Raw genomic sequence first — 17,365 nt, 5'->3', positions numbered from 1 at the left:
TAGAGAACATGGAGTCAAAAAATGAAAATCACCAATTTGGGTTGGTTAATCTTAGTTTGCACTGTGCTTGGAGTTAACACCAAAACATATGCAGCGCCATCCGATGCAACATTAACGTTAGTTGATTGTTTTGTCCCTAAAATTAAAAGCAAAGCTAAATGTGGCACCTTAGATGTGGCAGAAGACCGCAGTAAGCCGATGTCTGAAACAAATAAAGTTGTGCTTAACATTGTTTTATTGCCTAAGTTCAAAGAGGAAAGTAAAGAGTATCCTCTTATGTTTCTTGCTGGTGGCCCTGGACAAGCAGCTACTGAGTTAGCCCCTGCAATCGATCGTTTCTTGAGTGATACTCGTCAACAACATGACATATTGTTTATTGATCAACGTGGCACAGGGAAGTCGAATCCATTAAGTTGTGACGACGATTTAATTGACGCATTGGCTTTGGATGACAGTGCCATTAGTATTCAAAAAGACGTCGAAAAATGTCTGAAAGAAATGCCACCACGACATCTGCCAAGTTACAACACATATGATTCGATAAAAGATTTTGAAGCAGTGCGTGAGGCGCTAGGATTTGACAAAGTACATTTACTTGGCGGGTCATACGGCACACGAGCGGGGTTTGCCTATCTAAAATTATTCCCACAATCAATAGAGACAGCAATATTGGACAGTAATGCGCCAATGGAACTTGTCATTGGGATGTTTGGTAAAACCTCTGAACGCGCATTTGACATGTTGTTAGCTGATTGCTCAACGAATGAAAAATGCCAAACAGCGTTCCCAAATTTAAAACAAGACTATCTATCCTTAGTTGCACAGTTAGACAAAGGACCTATTAAGCATAAAACGTTTCATCCGGCAACGGGGAAGCCTGTTGAAGCCATTTTATCTAAAAACAAAGTTACTGAAGCAATGCGTAGCACTTTGTATGACTTAGGTTCAAGACAGATGTTGCCTTACATGATAAATCGAGCGGCTAATGGCGACCTACGTTTTCTTACAGCCTTCATTGGTCGTACCGTTGACTCAGAGCGTTCCGCTGGTGGGATGTATCCAGGTTTAACAATGAATATTTTGTGTAATGAAGATATTCCAAGAGGGAAGACAGAAGCCTTTGATGCAGATGCAGACAACTACTTTAATGGTAAATTAGGGCATTCTAATTTTACCGATGTTTGTCAATATTGGCCGAAATGGCCAGCACCGGTCGATTTTGCTGAACCTGTAACAGCCGATGTACCCGTCTTACTGTTTTCTGGTAGTTATGACCCCGTAACGCCACCGGCCTATGGCGAAATGGCATTGAAAAATTTACCAAATGCAAAACATGTCGAAATCAAAAACGGCGCTCATGTTGCTTCCATTAGGCAATGTACATCTCTTATCTCTGCGTTTATTAGCGTTGGAAAATTTGATGACTTGGATTATAGCTGTGCTGATAAATCAGTACCTATGATGTTTTTTACTGACATGAATCAACTGCACTAGGAGATAGGGATGTTAGAAGTTAAAGATTTAGTAAAACATTTTGGTGATATAAACGCTTTAAACAACATGAGTTTTTCAGCAGAAGATGGTCAGATTACCGGTATTTTGGGACCAAATGGCGCGGGTAAAACGACCGCTCTTCGCGTGTTATATGGGTTGTTAAAAGCTGAAGAAGGCCAAGGGTTGATTAATTCAATCGACAGCCAAGTGGACCCAATCGGCGCACGTCGTCAAATCGGTATTTTTCCAGACAAGTTTGGATTATACGAACGTTTAACCGCAAGAGAACAGATCAGTTATTTTGCAGAGTTACACGGCCTTAAAGGTCAAAAATTGGAAGATGCATTGAGTAGCATCATTACCCAACTAGGTATTGAAGATATTGCCGACCGTAAATGTGCTGGGTTTTCGCAGGGTCAACGGATGAAAGTCGTGCTCGCGCAAGCCTTAGTACATCAGCCTAAAAATCTCATTTTAGATGAACCGACTCGTGGTTTGGATGTTATGAGTACACGTATTTTAAGAGATGTATTGTTAGACCTTAAAAAGCAAGGTAAGTGCATTTTGTTTTCATCCCATGTCATGCAAGAAGTTGCAGCACTATGTGACAAAGTTATTGTAGTTGCAAACGGTCAGGTTGCGGCCGTTGGTACACCACAGGAGCTCTGTGAGATGACGGGTGAGTCAACATTAGAGGAAGCGTTTGTGAGTCTAATTGGTAGCGATGAGGGAATTGCAGCATGATTTTTTCATTATTTAAAAAAGAGTTTAAAGATTCAGTCAGAGATAAACGTGCGGTATTTGCCGCAATGGCCGGAGCCTTGTTTAGCCCGATATTTTTTGCCGGCATGATGACGTTTATGCTTGATAAAGCTCGCAGTGTGGACGATTTGTATGTAGAGATCGTAAATGAAGCGCAGGCACCACATATCGTTGAGTTGTTAAATCAGCGGCAAATTTTCCATGCCGTTACCCCAGAACAAGGTAAAACTTTTGAATTGGATGGAGAGTCTGTCGAACATTCAAAAATTACCATCGAATTTGATGAAGACTTTGCCACACGTTTAGAGCTAGGTAAAACGGCGGAGATTAAATTAACGGCAGATTACTCTAAAAAAGAAACGAATGACCGAGTCAGACGTATTCAAAGAGTTATCCAAGGCTACCAAAGTCAGTTAGTCGGGATGAAGTTAATGTCCCGAGGCATATCGCCAGATATATTAAATGCGATACATGTTGAAGAAAATGATACAAGTTCGCCAAGTTCTAAATCTGCACTTCTGTTAGGCATGTTAGGCATTATGATCTTAGTTGCAGTATTTGTTTCATCAACTAATACGGCGATTGACAGCAGCGCAGGTGAGCGCGAGCGTAATTCGTTGGAATTATTATTGATGCAACCGGTGACGACATTGCAGGTGGTTGCGGCTAAAACACTTAATACAGGTTTATTTGGCGTTGCCGGCGGCACATTGAGTGTTGGCTTAACGGCATTGGTCATACCATTTATACCGCTCCATAAGCTGGGAATGGCATTTCACTTTGATGCCGGACTTGCGTTTACTATTTGGTTGTTATTATTACCATTAGCGTTTTTTGCGGCAGCTTTTCAATTGCTTACCGCATTTCATGCGAAGTCGTTTAAAGAAGCACAGTCTTATATTCAATATACCATTATCATTCCGGTTGTTGTTCCAATGGCCCTGGAGTTTAGCAACTATAAACACATGGCATTAAGCTATGTGCCAATTGTGGCGCAGCAACAAGCAATTAGCCAAATGATCCGTGGTGAACTTGAGAGCTATTTGCCGTTTATTGGCGGCTCAATTGTAACTGTTATTGCGACGGTATTGATTGTATTGTTTATCGCACGATCATTAAAATCGGAAAAAGTCGTACTTGGATTATAAAAACGATATGACTTATTAGTAAGTCAGCGTAAGTACGGATTTGTCTGCAAAAACCAACATTAGATATGTTGGTTTTTTTATGTTTGATATCATGGTTTGGTAAATTTTAAATTTGTAGGAAGAGGAAGGTTAAATGGATTGGCTCTATACATTTGATTTAATCGGTTGCGGTGTGTTTGCCATTTCAGGGGCGATATTGGCATTTAAACGCAAAATGGATGGAGTAGGAGTGCTTGTGCTTGCAGCAGTAACCGCCATAGGCGGTGGCACAATTAGAGATTTATTACTGGATGCCCCAGTGTTTTGGCTAACAGATGCAAACTACTTTTATGTGATTTTTGTCGCGAGTTTTGGGGCCGTTATTTGGATCAATCAAACGCAGAAACTACCCGCAAAGTCTCTTGAATTTGCCGATGCTCTTGGCTTAGCGCTTTTTGTCGTTATGGGCACTGAAAAAGCGTTGTCGTATGGGGTCTCAGATATCACTGCAATTATCATGGGGATGATGACAGGATGTTTTGGTGGAATGTTACGCGATGTCCTGGCGAACCGAGTTCCGATGATCTTACAAAAGGAATTGTATGCAATGTGCTGCATTATTGGAGCGTCAATTTATGTCCTAGCGCTGCATTTTATTCCGGGGATTGCGGTTGCATTAGGTTTTTCTACGGTCTTTATTCTTCGTCTAGCTGCCATAAAATGGCATTGGCAGATCCATGTATTTCGTTATAAGAATTAATGATTTGGTTTAGTTAATTTGTATATTTGAATATTGGTAAATTAATTTGGCTCGTTTATGGGGCAAAGAGCGAATTATTGCTGTTTTTTTAGGGTAAAGATGAATAATTAGACTAAGTTATGCTTGTCGGTGACTGTTCTATTCCATTTCTTTATTTGCTGAAATTCTAAAAGCGTTATATAAAGCTCGGATTAGTTAATATTTTAGTTATATAAAATTTTGCATATTGTCATCGTTTTCCGGTCTTAAACTCGTTTTAATACAAAGGATTGCTATTTTTAGTGGATAAATTTATCGAAGCTAATTACAAACGCACGATTGGCAATATTCTACAAACAGGAAAAATAAAACCATGAAATCAAAATCTGATATCGGAGTCGTCGGTTTAGCGGTAATGGGCGAAAATCTGATCCTGAATATGGCAAGTAAAGGCTTTACAGTAACGGCGTATAACCGTTCGACAGACAAAGTCGAAAGCTTTATAAATGGTCGTGCGGAAGGTAAATCCATTCGTGGCGCATTTTCGTTGCAAGAACTTGTTGATTCGTTAGAGTCACCAAGAAAAGTAATGTTAATGGTTAAGGCAGGCCAAGTTGTTGACGCTATGATTGAGCAAATTGCCCCATTGTTAGAAGCGGGTGATATTATTATTGATGGTGGGAATACCCAGTTTGAAGATTCAGATCGTCGTACATCTGAACTTAAAGCCCGCGGCATTCTTTATGTAGGTTCAGGTGTTTCAGGTGGTGAAGAAGGTGCCTTGTTAGGTCCATCTATTATGCCAGGTGGTGCACCAGAGGCGTGGCCAACATTAAAACCTATCTTCCAAGGTATTAGTGCGAAAGTTGAAGGCGATGTACCTTGCTGTGATTGGGTGGGTAATGGCGGTGCAGGGCACTTTGTTAAAATGGTTCACAATGGCATTGAATATGGTGACATGCAGTTAATTTGTGAAGCCTATTTAATTATGCGCGACTTACTTAAAATGTCTGCTGATGAAATACAACGTGTTTTTGTGCAGTGGAATGAAACAGAACTTAGCAGTTACTTAATTGAAATTACTGCGGATATATTGGCTTATAAAGAAGCTGATGGTTCGCCGCTTATCGACAAAATTTTAGATACAGCAGGCCAAAAAGGGACTGGTAAATGGACTGGCGTTACAGCACTTCATTTAGGTACGCCGTTAACTCTAATCGGTGAAGCGGTATTTGCTCGTTGCTTATCTGCAATTAAACCAGAGCGTGTTGCCGCGTCAGGTCTAATTGAAGGGATCACTGAAGAATTTGATGGCGATAAACAAGAAATCATAGATGCACTAAAAGATGCATTATTGGCGTCTAAAATTGTATCTTATGCTCAAGGTTTTGCATTGATGAAACAAGCATCAACAGAATACAACTATCAATTGAACTATGGCGCAATCGCTTTGATGTGGCGTGGTGGTTGTATAATCCGCTCAGTTTTCTTGGACAATATTAAAGCGGCCTACGACAAGGATGAAAATATTGAAAACTTATTAGTTGACGATTATTTTAATCAAGTTGTTAAAGACGCTCAAAAAGGGTGGAGAAAGGTTGTTGCAACCGCGGCAATGAGTGGTGTTTCATTGCCATGCATGTCATCTGCATTAAGCTATTTTGACGGTTACAGAACAGCAAACTTACCGGCTAATTTACTGCAGGCCCAAAGAGATTATTTTGGTGCTCATACGTATGAACGAAATGATAAACCTCGCGGTGAGTTTTTCCATACAAATTGGACAGGTCGAGGCGGTGACACGGCTTCTACAACGTATTCAATTTAATTAAATAAGCGCGGTTAACACCGCGCTTTTTGGTTCTACGAGCTTATATTTTGTTATCCAACAAAAATGTAAAATCTATATTTATTCCCTTGGATATTCGCTAATTATTGCCCTTTGAACTACTATCAATGTAGTTTTCATTTTTATAAATTAGACTAATGAAATTATCTACTTACCTATTTATGCTGGTTTTTTTTTCAAGCCTTAGCGTCGCGTCACCGATTAAGACCTATAAAATTTATCATGATGCAGATTATTCGATAAATCGTGACGCTGCGTTGGCGATGAAAATTGGCTTGTTGACGGCTTTGTCGGAATTTGATTCAGAACCTTTGGGTTATCGTTTAGAAATCGTCGAAAAAAACCATAGAGGTAATGCAAACCGTAGCTTTAGCCATTTTAAGCAGTTTGAAAAAGACGATGATGCTCTGTTTGTTTTGGGAGGAGTGCATTCCCCACCTTATATTCAACACCGTGAATATATCAATCAAAGTCGGATACCTTTATTGATCCCTTGGGCTGCTGGTGGGCCTATCACTCGTTATCCCAGTGATAATAATTGGGTTTTTAGGTTATCAATTGATGATTCAATAGCAGGTCAAAGGATAGGCGAATATGCCATTGGTCAACTACAGTGCAAAAAGCCTCACCTATTTTTAGAAGATACCCAATGGGGAAAATCTAATTACAAAACAATATCGGAATATTTAGATGGCAAAGTCACATATGGCATTAGCTGGTTTGGCTGGAATACCAAACAAAACACTGCAAATATTGAAATTAGAAACGCCGTTGTAGGGGGCAGTGATTGTATCATTTTGGTGAGTAATTATACCGAGTCAAAACATTTTCTGAAGGCTATGGCTTTATTGCCTAAAGCGGATAGAGTGCCAATTGTCAGCCATTGGGGATTAACTGGAGGTGATGCTGAGGAGTTGATGACAAAGCAAATTAAAGAAAACGTTACGCTTTCATTTATTCAAAGTTGTTTTGGTTTTAGTGGAGCGTGGCAAACACCTTTCAGTTTAGATGTACATGCACGGGTTAAAAAAATGTTTCCGGCCGCAATAGGAAAAAAAGACGAAGTAAAAGCCCAAGCAGGATTTGTTCATGCATATGACCTAGGAAGAATCGTAACTCAGGCTTTGCAACAAGTTACAATGACGGATGACATGCCTAGTAATAGGGATAAGTTTAAGTCGGCACTGGAAAGTATTGAACGTCCAATTCGTGGGCTCATTAAAGAGTATAACAAACCGTTTACGCAGTGGCGTCAAACCAAAACCGATGCACATGAAGCATTAAAGTTAGAAAACTTCTGCATGGCAGAGTTTGATCAATTTAATCGAATAATGGTGTTGCCAAACTAATATGAAAACATTTTTAAACTGGTTCCAGACTAAATCGGGAAGCTCTTATCTGGTTTTGTTTTTTGGTTTTGTATTAACAACATTAGTCATCACCAATTTTGTATCAGAACGCGCATCTATTTCAGTAACTAAGTTACTAGACCAACATACTCAGTTGCAAGCTGAAGCCACTTTTAATGTTGTTGAACAGTTTGTTGATAATCGGATAAAAATCTTAAATGAAATCGCGATTTCACCGATTGTTGTGTCAAGTGTTATGGGGCTGGATGTTACTGGCGCAAACCTAGCTGATCACTTAACAAACCTAACAATTTTAGGAGAAAAAGAAGCCATTACGGTCGCTAATTTTAATGGTGATATTATTTATCCCTTGCCTCAGAAAGGGCAAAAGTTAGCAGATTGGACTAGCACAATTGACCATGTTGAAACCGATTTTATTTTAAATATTGCCAAACGGCGGCAGGAACACTTTTTTCAAATTGCCGTACCTATTAAATATAATGGTTTAACTGAAGGGGCGATAGTGCTTGATATCCGAAGTCATTCAATTGAATCACTTATAAAAAATACAATTGAGAATCATATCTACGAAGTGTTGATTAAAGATCTTCAAGGACATGTATTTGCAACCAATGACCTTAAAAAATATCGTTCAATATCAAATGCGGAGCTTTTAGACAAAAGCTTAGTTGTCCAATTTTACATTTCCCGCGAAGGTGAATTACAAGAAAAATCTGAATACATTAATCGTATTGGGACAAGTTTGATTATCGGTATGTCAATCTGCTTCGTTATTTTGGTCATGCTCATTCGTTCTATATTAATCAGTCCGTTACAAAAATTGGCACATTCTCAAAAGCGACTCAAACATAGCGAAGAGCGTTATCAATTAGCAATACAAGGCAGTAATGACGGTATTTGGGATTGGGATTTTAATGATGATAGCTTGTATTTATCGCCGCGTTTCTTAGATATGTTGGAAATCGCATATGATGAAAATACACCAGCGATACGCTATTCGATGGCTCAAATTTTTAATGATTTTGTTCATGTTGATGATAAAGAAAACAACCGAAATGCACTTAAAAGACATTTGGAAACCAACGTGCCTTATGATTTTGACGTTCGAATGGGCAATGGCGCAAAACCATATCGCTATTTTCGGGTGCGAGGAATTGTCCAACGTAATGAAGCGGGCAGAGCTATTCGTATGGCAGGATCATTGTCGGATATTGACGAATTGAGACGCCAACAACTCGAGTTAGAAAACGCGTTAAAAATGGCTAAATCTGCGAGTAAAGCAAAAACTGAATTTTTAGCCAATATGAGTCATGAAATACGAACGCCAATGAATGGTGTTTTAGGCTCATTACAAGTATTGCAACGTATGGAACTACCTGAGGCGGCACATCAATTGGTCGATACGGGAATTATTTCATCACAGTCATTGTTGGCAATAATTAATGACATTTTGGATTTGTCTAAGATTGAATCGAATAACGTAAGTTTGGAAATGTTACCAACCGATGTTGTTGAATTAATGCAAACTGTTAAGTCTGAATTTGCATTGGCTGCATCGCAAAAGAAACTCGATTTGAATTTTTCGGCTGACCCAAATATGCACAAAATGTGGATTGTCGATCCCGTTAGAATTAAACAGATTATTACAAATCTTTGTTCAAACGCGGTCAAGTTTACCGGAAACGGATCAGTTAAAATTAGTCTAAACGAGCAGAATGAATGCCTTGTTATCTCAGTAACAGACACCGGGATTGGTTTGTCGAACGAACAATTAGGCAAGTTATTTAATCGATTTGAGCAGGCCGACTCATCAACAACGCGCAAGTATGGTGGCACGGGACTTGGATTGGCAATCTCTAAAAAGTTAGCCGAAATAATGGGCGGTGATATTGAGGCAAAAAGTGAAGAAAATAGAGGCTCTTGTTTTACGCTTCGAATACCAGCTAAAAAGTCGACTCTGGAAAAAGTTAAAAGAGCGGAAAAAGAACTTGATAAAGCGCCTGATATTACTGGGAAAGTAATATTACTTGCCGAGGATAATAAAATTAATCAAACAATTTTTTGTTCGATAGTAAAACCTACAAACGCGATTATTGAAGTTGCAAATGATGGTGTTGAAGCGGTTATTGCTGTAAACACACGACTTCCTGAAATGATCTTTATGGATATTCAAATGCCTAATATGGATGGTGTAGAAGCCTGTGCAAAAATTAAAGCACAGTTTCCGCATATTCCAATTATCGCATTGACCGCAAATGTAATGAATGACGATGTAAAAAAATATATGGATAATGGCTTTGACTCTCATCTCGCTAAGCCGATAAATATAAAAGAATTATATAAGGCGATACGGGATTTTATCTGATAATTTGCGGTTATGGTGATCGTTTTTAGATCTAAATTTGCGGCTTTTTAGCAAGCTTCCGTTGTAAGGTTCGTCTATGTAAACCCAGTTGGCGCGCCGTCGCGGAGATATTGCCGTTATTGGTTTTTAGTGCTTGTTGAATATGTTCCCATTCTAATCTAGCAGTCGTCATTTTTGTTTCTGCGTGGACCGAATTATTTGCTGTACCGTCCAGAGCAACTAACAAACTAGCAGCATCAATCGGTTTCGATAAATAGTCATCCGCACCTGATTTTATCGCTTCAACGGCGGTGGCAATACTAGCATAGCCAGTGAGTAAGATGATTTTACTACTCGGTAGCGCTTGCCGTAGTGCAGGAAGAATATGAATTCCATTTTGGTCGCCAACTTTCATGTCGAGCAGAACAAAGTTTGGCAATTGTTTTTTGGCTGTGTTTAAGGCGTCATCTAAGTTATTCTCGACAAGAACGTCGTAATGATAACGGGTAAGCCGGCGTGCTAAAACCGTAGCAAAGTTCACATCATCTTCGATAATTAACAAACGGCCTAATGTCGACTTTGTTAGTTCACTGCTCATCAAGTGCGTCCCATATCGGCAGAAATACTTCGGCAACAGCCCCTATTTCTGGATGATTAAATAACTTTAACTTACCACCAAGTTTTTCCAGGGTGACATGGGATAAGAATACCCCCATTCCTAAGCCATGTTTACTATCGACTAATTCCACGCCTAACTGCAATAGTGTTTCTTGCTTAATGCCAGGGCCAAAATCTCGAACTGATAAACAAATGAAATTGTCTATGGTTGTAATATTGACGATGACTTTATAACTGTGATTTTCACCACTGGCATTAACTGCATTTTGAATTAAGTTTAATAGTGCAGGCAGTAATACTGGTTCGGAGACAATTCTAGATGTGGTTTGTTTTTCAAAATTCCAAGTTACTTTGGCAAGTGGAAAGCTAATTTGAACTTCTTGTTTTAGCTCTTCAATTAATGAAAATACGCTGACTGGCGACTTAATATTATTTCTTACTTTCTCTGCAATATCTCTAAAATTAACTAAATGACGTCGACAAGTGGCAAGCTGTTCGTCCAATAATATTATAGTAGGATCTTCTATTTTTGAGTGTTCCTGAAGCTCTTCAGCCAACAAATGAGCAGTTCCTAACGGCGTTGCTAATCGATGGGCAAATTGCGCGGCTGCAGCGCCGAGAGAGACAAGTTGCTCCTGTCGTAATTGTTCTTCACGGTGCTGGCTAATTATCTTGTCTTGGCGACTTATCGCTTTGATTAACGCCACAACAATGATAACGACAACGAGTGCAGATAATATGAAGTTAAGCCACATACCAAATAGATGTTGCGCTAAATCCATATTATGTAGCGCATGCGGATCAATACTAAATAGCAAAGTTGAATAAGCAGACATTGATAAAAAGGTCACTATCAAAAGCCAACGTTGTGTTAATGACACTGAGGCTATTGCGATTGGCAACAGTAATAAGGATACAAATGGATTTGCAGCGCCTCCGGTAAAATACAATAAGACACTGAGGAAAATAATGTCTACGGCGACAAACGAAAAATAAGCCGTTGTACGTATCGAAGGTGTTTGCTGAAATTTGACGTAAAACCCAATATTTACGATCAGCTCGGCCAGAATAATGCTGTAAAGAACGGAGTATGGAAAATCATAATCGAGCCATTGTTGAGATACAATAATGGCCAAAAGTTGGAGCGCAATAAAAACAAACTTGGCATGTATTAGAGGTTTAACTTGTTGATTGTTTTTTATTATTTGCATATTGCCAACGGTTGAATTAACTCGGTTTTAAAGGAGATAAATGTGAACACTTTTATAGCAGGTTATGTTGCCAAGTGAAACCGACAGACCAAACTTGCTGTGTAGAGTTTATCATTGTCTGGTCATAACTCGTCTCAAGCCTAAACGTAACCTTGTTTTGCCACTGCCAGTTGTACGTTATTGTTGTCTGTTTAGGTTCAAAGTTCTTATTATACAACCCCTGTTGTTCAATAAATGCGGTCGTTGTATTTTTAAACTGATTATTTACCACTAACATTTCATGTTGTGCCACTAAGCTGTGATTTTGCCATTGAAGACCAAATAAACCACGATATCCAGTTTGTTGTAATTTTACCTTTGCACTTTGCGAGGTGTCTGAAAATACGCCGCTTTGCCGACTTTCGATTATTTCAAATTCAGTCATTAAAAGTAGGGCGTTTGAATATGATTTTGTGAATTTTAAAAAACCGCCAAGCATTTCTATATCACCGGTAAAATAGTTCTCAGGTGTATTTAACGTTGTCGAATTTGAGTGATTATGATCTGAGCTATATCTCAAGTCTTGTCGTGAAAGTGCCGAGCCCTGTGAATACCACAAACCGGATTGAGCGTCGATAGATATAATTGTGTCTTGGTAGGTTAGGTAAAGTGCTTTGCTGCCTTCTGAGCTTGTATAGGGCCAACTGTCGCCATTCCAAACTTCTAATCCAAATTGAAATTTGTGCCAGTAATATTTTGACTTTACGCCGGTGTCTTTATGATGTCCGCCAAAAAATGTCTGAGCCAAAAGTGGTTTAGTATTAAATTGACTTTGTGAAGCATGATGGTTTGCCGTTGATGTGATGTCGGTTGCCATTAAGCCAATTTCGACATCCAATCGACTATGGTTCAATTGAAAAATTTTATTAAACCAAAGCTCCTCTAGCGATAGCTCTCCCTCGCCAGCATGTTGATGGAATCCAATTTTGCCATGGACGCTGACTTGATCTTCTAAAACTAATTTACCCGTTAATTGGGTATCATCTATTGCAGCACCTTTTAGTCTAGGGGTTGATTCACCTCCCATCAGTAGGCCTGGGATCATCCACACTTCATCGGTCGTGGCCTTGTTTTGAAAGCTCATTGCCGTTTTTAGCGTTAAGTGCGTTGGGGTTTCGTCGACACCTGATTCATGTGCATAGCTACAAAATGCCAACAATGGTAGCGTGAATAGCGTGGTAAGATTAAGTTGTTTCATCTTTGCTCGGTAAATGGATTTGAAAATCGTGGGTTGGAAATAAACTTGTCGTCAGTCAGCGATTCTAAAAAAGCAATGACGGCATCAATTTCTTCTTCTGTTGCATCAAAACCTTGTATTAATCCAGACTTTAAAGGGCTTACTCTGCCATCTCCGGCATTTTTGCCTGTTAACGTAATACTGCCGCCTCGGGCATAATGTTCAATCACGCCTCGTAAACTAGCAATGCTGCCATCGTGCATATAAGGACCGGTTAATGCGATATTACGCAGACTTTGTGGCCGAAATAGCCCTTTATGAATAGGGTTTAATGTTAGGTCATATAATCCCTGATCTTCATCTGGGTAACTTCCATCGCCGCCGACGTTGTATAGACCGTTATTAAAGAAAGGAAATTGTAGGGCATCTAAAGCCGTATTTGCATCACGATAAGATGATGAAAAGTTGACACCTGAATGACAGTGAAAACACTCAAACTTCTCGCCATTAAAAAGTTGAAACCCTCTGATTTGTTGCTGTGTCAGAGCTGATTTATCACCTAATAAGTACTTATCATAAGGACTGGATGCGCTTATCATCGTCCGAACAAAGCTAGCAAGGGCAAAGATGATCTTGTTCATTGTAATGTTACTTTTGTCACTCGATGTATCCGGAAAGGCGAGATTGAACATCGTTTGATAATCTGGGTCTTGTTGAAAACGCGTTAACACGTCTGGCAATACGGCGTCGGTAACGCCAAGTTCAATTGGGTTATCAGCACGAATAGGCACATTGAGCTGCTCTTCAAGTTCAAAAAAACCATTGTTGCTCCAGGTCAATGTCGAATGATAAACCACGTTACCAAGACCTTGACTGTTGCGAACGAGTTGGTGCCCACTAGAGCCTAAGGGGGCAGTCAATCCATCAGCAAATGCTCTTCCTTGTTCATGGCACGACGCACAAGATTGGGTTTGATTAGCGGATAACTTAGTATCGTAAAATAGAAAACGACCTAAGGTAATTTTTTCTTGGGTCAGTGGGTTGTAATCTGGAATAGCAGGTAAGGGCATGTGATCGGGTAGATCTAATAAACTGCGCAAAGATTGAGCATCATCTGTATTGGTAAATGTTGAGTTTGAATCAAATTCACACCCTGAAAGTAAGGCTAAGCCACAGACTAATGTGAAAAAACGGATCATAAAAACCTTAAAAAAAAGGGGCATATGCCCCGGAGGAAAACTAGTGTTGGACAACTTGGTTAGTGTCGCTCGAACTGCTACCATCATCGGTAGATAGTCCAAGGTTTTGAAAAATTGCCGCACAGTCTGGTTGCATTTCGGGACTTGCAGAGTGGCAAGTAACTGAAGGGCTATCCATCATTTCAGTGTCGGCGGTATGGTCGCCATGACTGCTCATTGCTGGGGCAAAGCTTAGTTGGTCTAGTAATTTATCGATACGAATGACAACAGTGTCCATATTAGGTTCAAAATCTGTGATCTCAACTTTAGGAGTGTTAACAAAGTCGCATTTTTCTTTGTTTTCTAAAGCAAGTAAACTGTCGTCGCCACACCCTCTACTGCCAATGTGTATATAACCTTCACCGGTATTTCCCATCATGCTCTCGATAGCAAAGTTCATTACAAAGTGACGATAGCCCGAAGCCCATGACCAGTACATCTCGTTTAATGGTGATGGGGCGTCTTCTGCACTTTGTGTTGCGATAACTTCTTTCATGATGGCTTGAGGAACGCCAATATCAAAGGTGATTTTGTTAACGCCAGTATCAATCATTTTACCTGTCATAACATTATTGGTCCGTGCGGTACCTTCACTATTAGGAATCGCGTCAGATGTGCACTTACCCGAACTATTACTTGTGAGGTCAACAAGGCCTACAAATCCTAAGTCATGATTGAGTTGAAACTCATTGCTATCAAAAGATGCTTCAATCTTTTCACCATATTGGTCAAATAGCTCAATATTACTTACATAAAAACGGAGGTCACTAACACCAATTGAATAATGTCCCTCATTGCCAAAACCCGATACCATAGCGTCACAATCTACGTTTTGGTCGCCGCTCATTGCAGAGAAATTAATTGTAAATGGGGTCATGGTTAATTCGTCTTCGGTACCACTGTCGCTGCTGCAACCTGATAACAACGCCATCGTGGCTATGGTGAATAAAGTCGATTTAAATTTATGACGCATTTTCATCTTTTCCTTTGAAGTTACACTAGGTGAGTACATTAAAATGTCGAACTCAAGCTTATGTTGTTACTATAATTTTTTTTATAAGGCCACTCAATGTGACAAATTGTCGCACCTTTATTAATGTTGCTTTTGTGCAGCTGTTTAGTTTATGTAGTTTTGTTATATTGATAGCATTTCTAACAGATACGGAACTGTGATTTGGGGTAAAAATATGAACGTGATAGTTAGTTCTGATGTTTTTAAAAAGGAAGTTTATCAACGACTATTCGCATTGTATCAATCGTCCAAAGCGGGTAATGAAATTGAGAAACAGAAACATCGAGTTGAAGGGTTTATTGCGGCTGGGGAATTTATGAACCTTATTTCAAATGACGAAGGAAAAATTCTTTTAGAACAAGCTCATATCGATGTATTTGGAGAGACGATTTTGTGTCGAAAAAATAGATTAGAAAAGCGCCGTAACGCTGTGCTTCAAAATAATGTGAGCTATTTTGACGAACCTGCAATTTTAAGAAAAAGTCGTAGTCAGAAAAATGAAGATACCGAAGACCGATAAACATCAAATTATTAGATCTTTCTTAGCATTATCCTAAACAGCAAACATCACAACATTAAAATAGGGCATTTATAACATCATGGCAAAAACGGGTCAGGAAAATTTAGGAAAAATTGCAATATTTGTTGATGTACAAAACATCTATTACACGACCAAACAAGCCTTTGGGAAATCGTTTGATTACCGTAAGTTTTGGCAGACACTGTCGTACCAAGGCGAAATCAAAAATGCATATGCGTATGCCATTGCGAGTGAAAATGATGGCCAAAAGAAGTTTCAAGATGCCCTGAGGCATATAGGCTTTGACGTGAAACTAAAGCCTTATATCCAACGAAAAGACGGCAGCGCGAAAGGGGATTGGGATGTAGGGATCACAATAGATGTCATGGATGCCGCACCACAAGTTGATACCGTTATTTTATTATCTGGTGACGGAGACTTTGAACTCCTCATGACCACGATTAAGGGGCGTTATAAGGTTCACACGCAAGTTTATGGTGTAGAGGCCTTAACGGCAAATTTACTAATAAGAAGTGTTGATAAGTACACCCCTATATTACCCACACACTTATGTTGAATATTAAGCTGGCATACAAGGATTCGATTTAGGCCATGCCAAATACTTTTAATAAGTAGTAACCAATCGCTATTGTAAATGGACTCACTAACGTTGAAAGCGCGACGATCTCGGCAGAGAGTGCCCCATGGGATGTCATTTTATTGGCCATGACGTAAGCTGCAACTGCAGTGGGTGCAGAGACCATAAAAAACAGTAATGTCGTATCCGTTTTATCAAAGCCAAAAGGAATCGCGGCCCACATCGTTAAGAGCGGAATTAATATCAGTTTAAGAAACGTAATAGCAATCGCATCTCTATGATTTTGCTTAAAGCTTTGCCACTGTAAACTCGCTCCTAAACACAATAAAGCGAGGGGCAGTGTAAGTTTACCTAAGTACGCCATTGATGTGATGACCACCTGCGGTGGATGTATTTCACTAGACGAGCTGATAAGGCCGAGAACAATTGAAATAATTAATGGATTTTTAGCGATGGTAAATAAAATTTTTCGATTAAATGTCGTCAATAAAACAACTGCGATCAGATTATATAAAATGGTTAGAAAGGCGAGGTAAATTGCAGCCTTCCCTAAAATATCTTGTCCTAAAGCACGCTCACACAACGCCAAGCCTATGATAGCCATATTTCCTCGGTATGCACATTGCGCTAGTACGCCACGTTGGCCGGCGTCGGGTTGCTTACGGTAAAACAGCCAAACGACGACCACAGTCACAATTGTCGCTACGATGGCAAATCCGATGAGCGGTAAATTGAGGTTTGTCGAAATCGAATTTTGAGAAACATTTAAATAAAGTAAACAAGGCAAACTGATGTTGAAAACGAGGGTATTACCAGAAGAGACAAAGCCATCACTGATCCATGTTTTATGTTTAAACCAACCACCTAACAGTAAAATAAACAAAATAGGAAGTGTGATTTCAAAAGCACCAATGACCAATTCTAAATTCATGAAATTCCTAAGGTTGAGTTATCCAAAAAATGTCTCTTACGCTTTGACCGTCTATTATACCAATTGAGACAATGGCGTTTGGCGATAACGATTTGCAAAGCAATTCATTATAGGCTTTTCAACAGCTTCTAAAAGTAGTTTTTACTTAGCTTTTTTTGGATAGTTGATCTTTTAAATCAAGGATGATTGGCGCCGATTGGTTGACACGCAAAATACGACTTTCGATTTTCGATTTTCGTTATTGTGGGGATCTGTCATGAGGTTTAAACCGTGTTATTTTAAAAAGCTCCATTTGAATAAAATGAACTAGGAGTTTGGCAAAATGCGATACAGTAC

At 39.4% G+C, this 17,365-nt stretch carries 15 protein-coding genes; 9 read left to right on the top strand and 6 right to left on the bottom strand.

Annotated elements, in window-relative coordinates:
- Positions 1–21: 21 nt before the first annotated feature.
- From Q4575_RS03885 to Q4575_RS03855, 7 genes are all read left to right on the top strand, one after another.
- Positions 22–1,494, top strand: coding sequence for an alpha/beta fold hydrolase (locus Q4575_RS03885; RefSeq protein ID WP_303521368.1), 1,473 nt, complete (start codon positions 22–24; stop codon positions 1,492–1,494).
- Positions 1,495–1,503: 9 nt separating this feature from the next.
- A complete protein-coding gene (locus Q4575_RS03880; RefSeq protein ID WP_215962267.1) occupies positions 1,504–2,238 on the top strand; it encodes an ATP-binding cassette domain-containing protein in 735 nt (244 codons plus the stop codon).
- Entirely contained in the window at positions 2,235–3,404 is a 1,170-nt protein-coding gene (locus tag Q4575_RS03875) for an ABC transporter permease (RefSeq protein WP_303521367.1), read from the top strand. The genes Q4575_RS03880 and Q4575_RS03875 overlap by 4 nt, the downstream gene beginning before the upstream one ends.
- Positions 3,405–3,537: 133 nt before the next feature.
- Complete coding sequence (locus Q4575_RS03870) at positions 3,538–4,143, top strand: trimeric intracellular cation channel family protein (protein WP_215962265.1); 606 nt, start codon at positions 3,538–3,540, stop codon at positions 4,141–4,143.
- Between the two features lie 352 nt (positions 4,144–4,495).
- Positions 4,496–5,950 carry a decarboxylating NADP(+)-dependent phosphogluconate dehydrogenase gene (gene gnd, locus Q4575_RS03865; protein ID WP_215962264.1) on the top strand — a complete coding sequence of 485 codons (1,455 nt, stop codon included), beginning with the start codon at positions 4,496–4,498 and terminating at the stop codon, positions 5,948–5,950.
- 158 nt (positions 5,951–6,108) lie between these two features.
- On the top strand, positions 6,109–7,320 hold the full coding sequence (locus Q4575_RS03860; RefSeq protein WP_303521366.1) for an ABC transporter substrate-binding protein: 1,212 nt from the start codon (positions 6,109–6,111) through the stop codon (positions 7,318–7,320).
- Position 7,321: 1 nt separating this feature from the next.
- Positions 7,322–9,706 (top strand): ATP-binding protein, encoded by a 2,385-nt coding sequence (locus Q4575_RS03855; protein WP_303521364.1) that lies wholly within the window; start codon positions 7,322–7,324, stop codon positions 9,704–9,706.
- Between the two features lie 31 nt (positions 9,707–9,737).
- Here the strand turns inward: Q4575_RS03855 and Q4575_RS03850 are convergent, their stop codons facing one another.
- The 5 genes from Q4575_RS03850 to Q4575_RS03830 are packed head-to-tail and all read right to left on the bottom strand — an operon-like array spanning position 9,738 to position 14,941.
- Positions 9,738–10,283 (bottom strand): response regulator transcription factor, encoded by a 546-nt coding sequence (locus Q4575_RS03850; protein WP_303521363.1) that lies wholly within the window; start codon positions 10,281–10,283, stop codon positions 9,738–9,740.
- Positions 10,273–11,514: an ATP-binding protein gene (locus tag Q4575_RS03845; protein ID WP_215962260.1), complete on the bottom strand. Its 1,242-nt coding sequence runs from the start codon at positions 11,512–11,514 to the stop codon at positions 10,273–10,275. Before Q4575_RS03845 ends, Q4575_RS03850 begins: the two co-directional genes overlap by 11 nt.
- A gap of 52 nt (positions 11,515–11,566) precedes the next feature.
- Positions 11,567–12,751 carry a hypothetical protein gene (locus tag Q4575_RS03840; protein ID WP_303521362.1) on the bottom strand — a complete coding sequence of 395 codons (1,185 nt, stop codon included), beginning with the start codon at positions 12,749–12,751 and terminating at the stop codon, positions 11,567–11,569.
- Positions 12,748–13,929 carry an MbnH family di-heme enzyme gene (locus Q4575_RS03835; protein WP_303521361.1) on the bottom strand — a complete coding sequence of 394 codons (1,182 nt, stop codon included), beginning with the start codon at positions 13,927–13,929 and terminating at the stop codon, positions 12,748–12,750. The genes Q4575_RS03840 and Q4575_RS03835 overlap by 4 nt, the downstream gene beginning before the upstream one ends.
- Positions 13,930–13,969: 40 nt before the next feature.
- Entirely contained in the window at positions 13,970–14,941 is a 972-nt protein-coding gene (locus Q4575_RS03830) for an MbnP family copper-binding protein (protein WP_303521360.1), read from the bottom strand.
- Positions 14,942–15,155: 214 nt separating this feature from the next.
- Here Q4575_RS03830 and Q4575_RS03825 point away from each other — a divergent pair, with 214 nt between their 5' ends.
- Both Q4575_RS03825 and Q4575_RS03820 read left to right on the top strand, forming a co-directional pair.
- A complete protein-coding gene (locus Q4575_RS03825) occupies positions 15,156–15,500 on the top strand; it encodes a hypothetical protein (protein ID WP_303521359.1) in 345 nt (114 codons plus the stop codon).
- Between the two features lie 79 nt (positions 15,501–15,579).
- Entirely contained in the window at positions 15,580–16,077 is a 498-nt protein-coding gene (locus Q4575_RS03820) for an NYN domain-containing protein (protein WP_215962256.1), read from the top strand.
- Between the two features lie 28 nt (positions 16,078–16,105).
- Here the strand turns inward: Q4575_RS03820 and Q4575_RS03815 are convergent, their stop codons facing one another.
- Positions 16,106–17,029: an AEC family transporter gene (locus tag Q4575_RS03815; RefSeq protein ID WP_215962255.1), complete on the bottom strand. Its 924-nt coding sequence runs from the start codon at positions 17,027–17,029 to the stop codon at positions 16,106–16,108.
- Between the last annotated feature and the right edge of the window lie 336 nt (positions 17,030–17,365).

The organism is Psychrosphaera sp. 1_MG-2023, from assembly GCF_030548245.1.
Lineage (GTDB): Bacteria > Pseudomonadota > Gammaproteobacteria > Enterobacterales > Alteromonadaceae > Psychrosphaera > Psychrosphaera algicola.
This window is presented reverse-complemented; position numbering and strand designations above follow the sequence as displayed.

Coding starts and splice junctions, on each gene's coding strand:
- Q4575_RS03885 (WP_303521368.1), top strand. CDS start 22: ATGAAAATCACCAATTTGGGTTGGTTAATCTTAGTTTGCACTGTGCTT.
- Q4575_RS03880 (WP_215962267.1), top strand. CDS start 1,504: ATGTTAGAAGTTAAAGATTTAGTAAAACATTTTGGTGATATAAACGCT.
- Q4575_RS03875 (WP_303521367.1), top strand. CDS start 2,235: ATGATTTTTTCATTATTTAAAAAAGAGTTTAAAGATTCAGTCAGAGAT.
- Q4575_RS03870 (WP_215962265.1), top strand. CDS start 3,538: ATGGATTGGCTCTATACATTTGATTTAATCGGTTGCGGTGTGTTTGCC.
- gnd (WP_215962264.1), top strand. CDS start 4,496: ATGAAATCAAAATCTGATATCGGAGTCGTCGGTTTAGCGGTAATGGGC.
- Q4575_RS03860 (WP_303521366.1), top strand. CDS start 6,109: ATGAAATTATCTACTTACCTATTTATGCTGGTTTTTTTTTCAAGCCTT.
- Q4575_RS03855 (WP_303521364.1), top strand. CDS start 7,322: ATGAAAACATTTTTAAACTGGTTCCAGACTAAATCGGGAAGCTCTTAT.
- Q4575_RS03850 (WP_303521363.1), bottom strand. CDS start 10,283: ATGAGCAGTGAACTAACAAAGTCGACATTAGGCCGTTTGTTAATTATC.
- Q4575_RS03845 (WP_215962260.1), bottom strand. CDS start 11,514: ATGCAAATAATAAAAAACAATCAACAAGTTAAACCTCTAATACATGCC.
- Q4575_RS03840 (WP_303521362.1), bottom strand. CDS start 12,751: ATGAAACAACTTAATCTTACCACGCTATTCACGCTACCATTGTTGGCA.
- Q4575_RS03835 (WP_303521361.1), bottom strand. CDS start 13,929: ATGATCCGTTTTTTCACATTAGTCTGTGGCTTAGCCTTACTTTCAGGG.
- Q4575_RS03830 (WP_303521360.1), bottom strand. CDS start 14,941: ATGCGTCATAAATTTAAATCGACTTTATTCACCATAGCCACGATGGCG.
- Q4575_RS03825 (WP_303521359.1), top strand. CDS start 15,156: ATGAACGTGATAGTTAGTTCTGATGTTTTTAAAAAGGAAGTTTATCAA.
- Q4575_RS03820 (WP_215962256.1), top strand. CDS start 15,580: ATGGCAAAAACGGGTCAGGAAAATTTAGGAAAAATTGCAATATTTGTT.
- Q4575_RS03815 (WP_215962255.1), bottom strand. CDS start 17,029: ATGAATTTAGAATTGGTCATTGGTGCTTTTGAAATCACACTTCCTATT.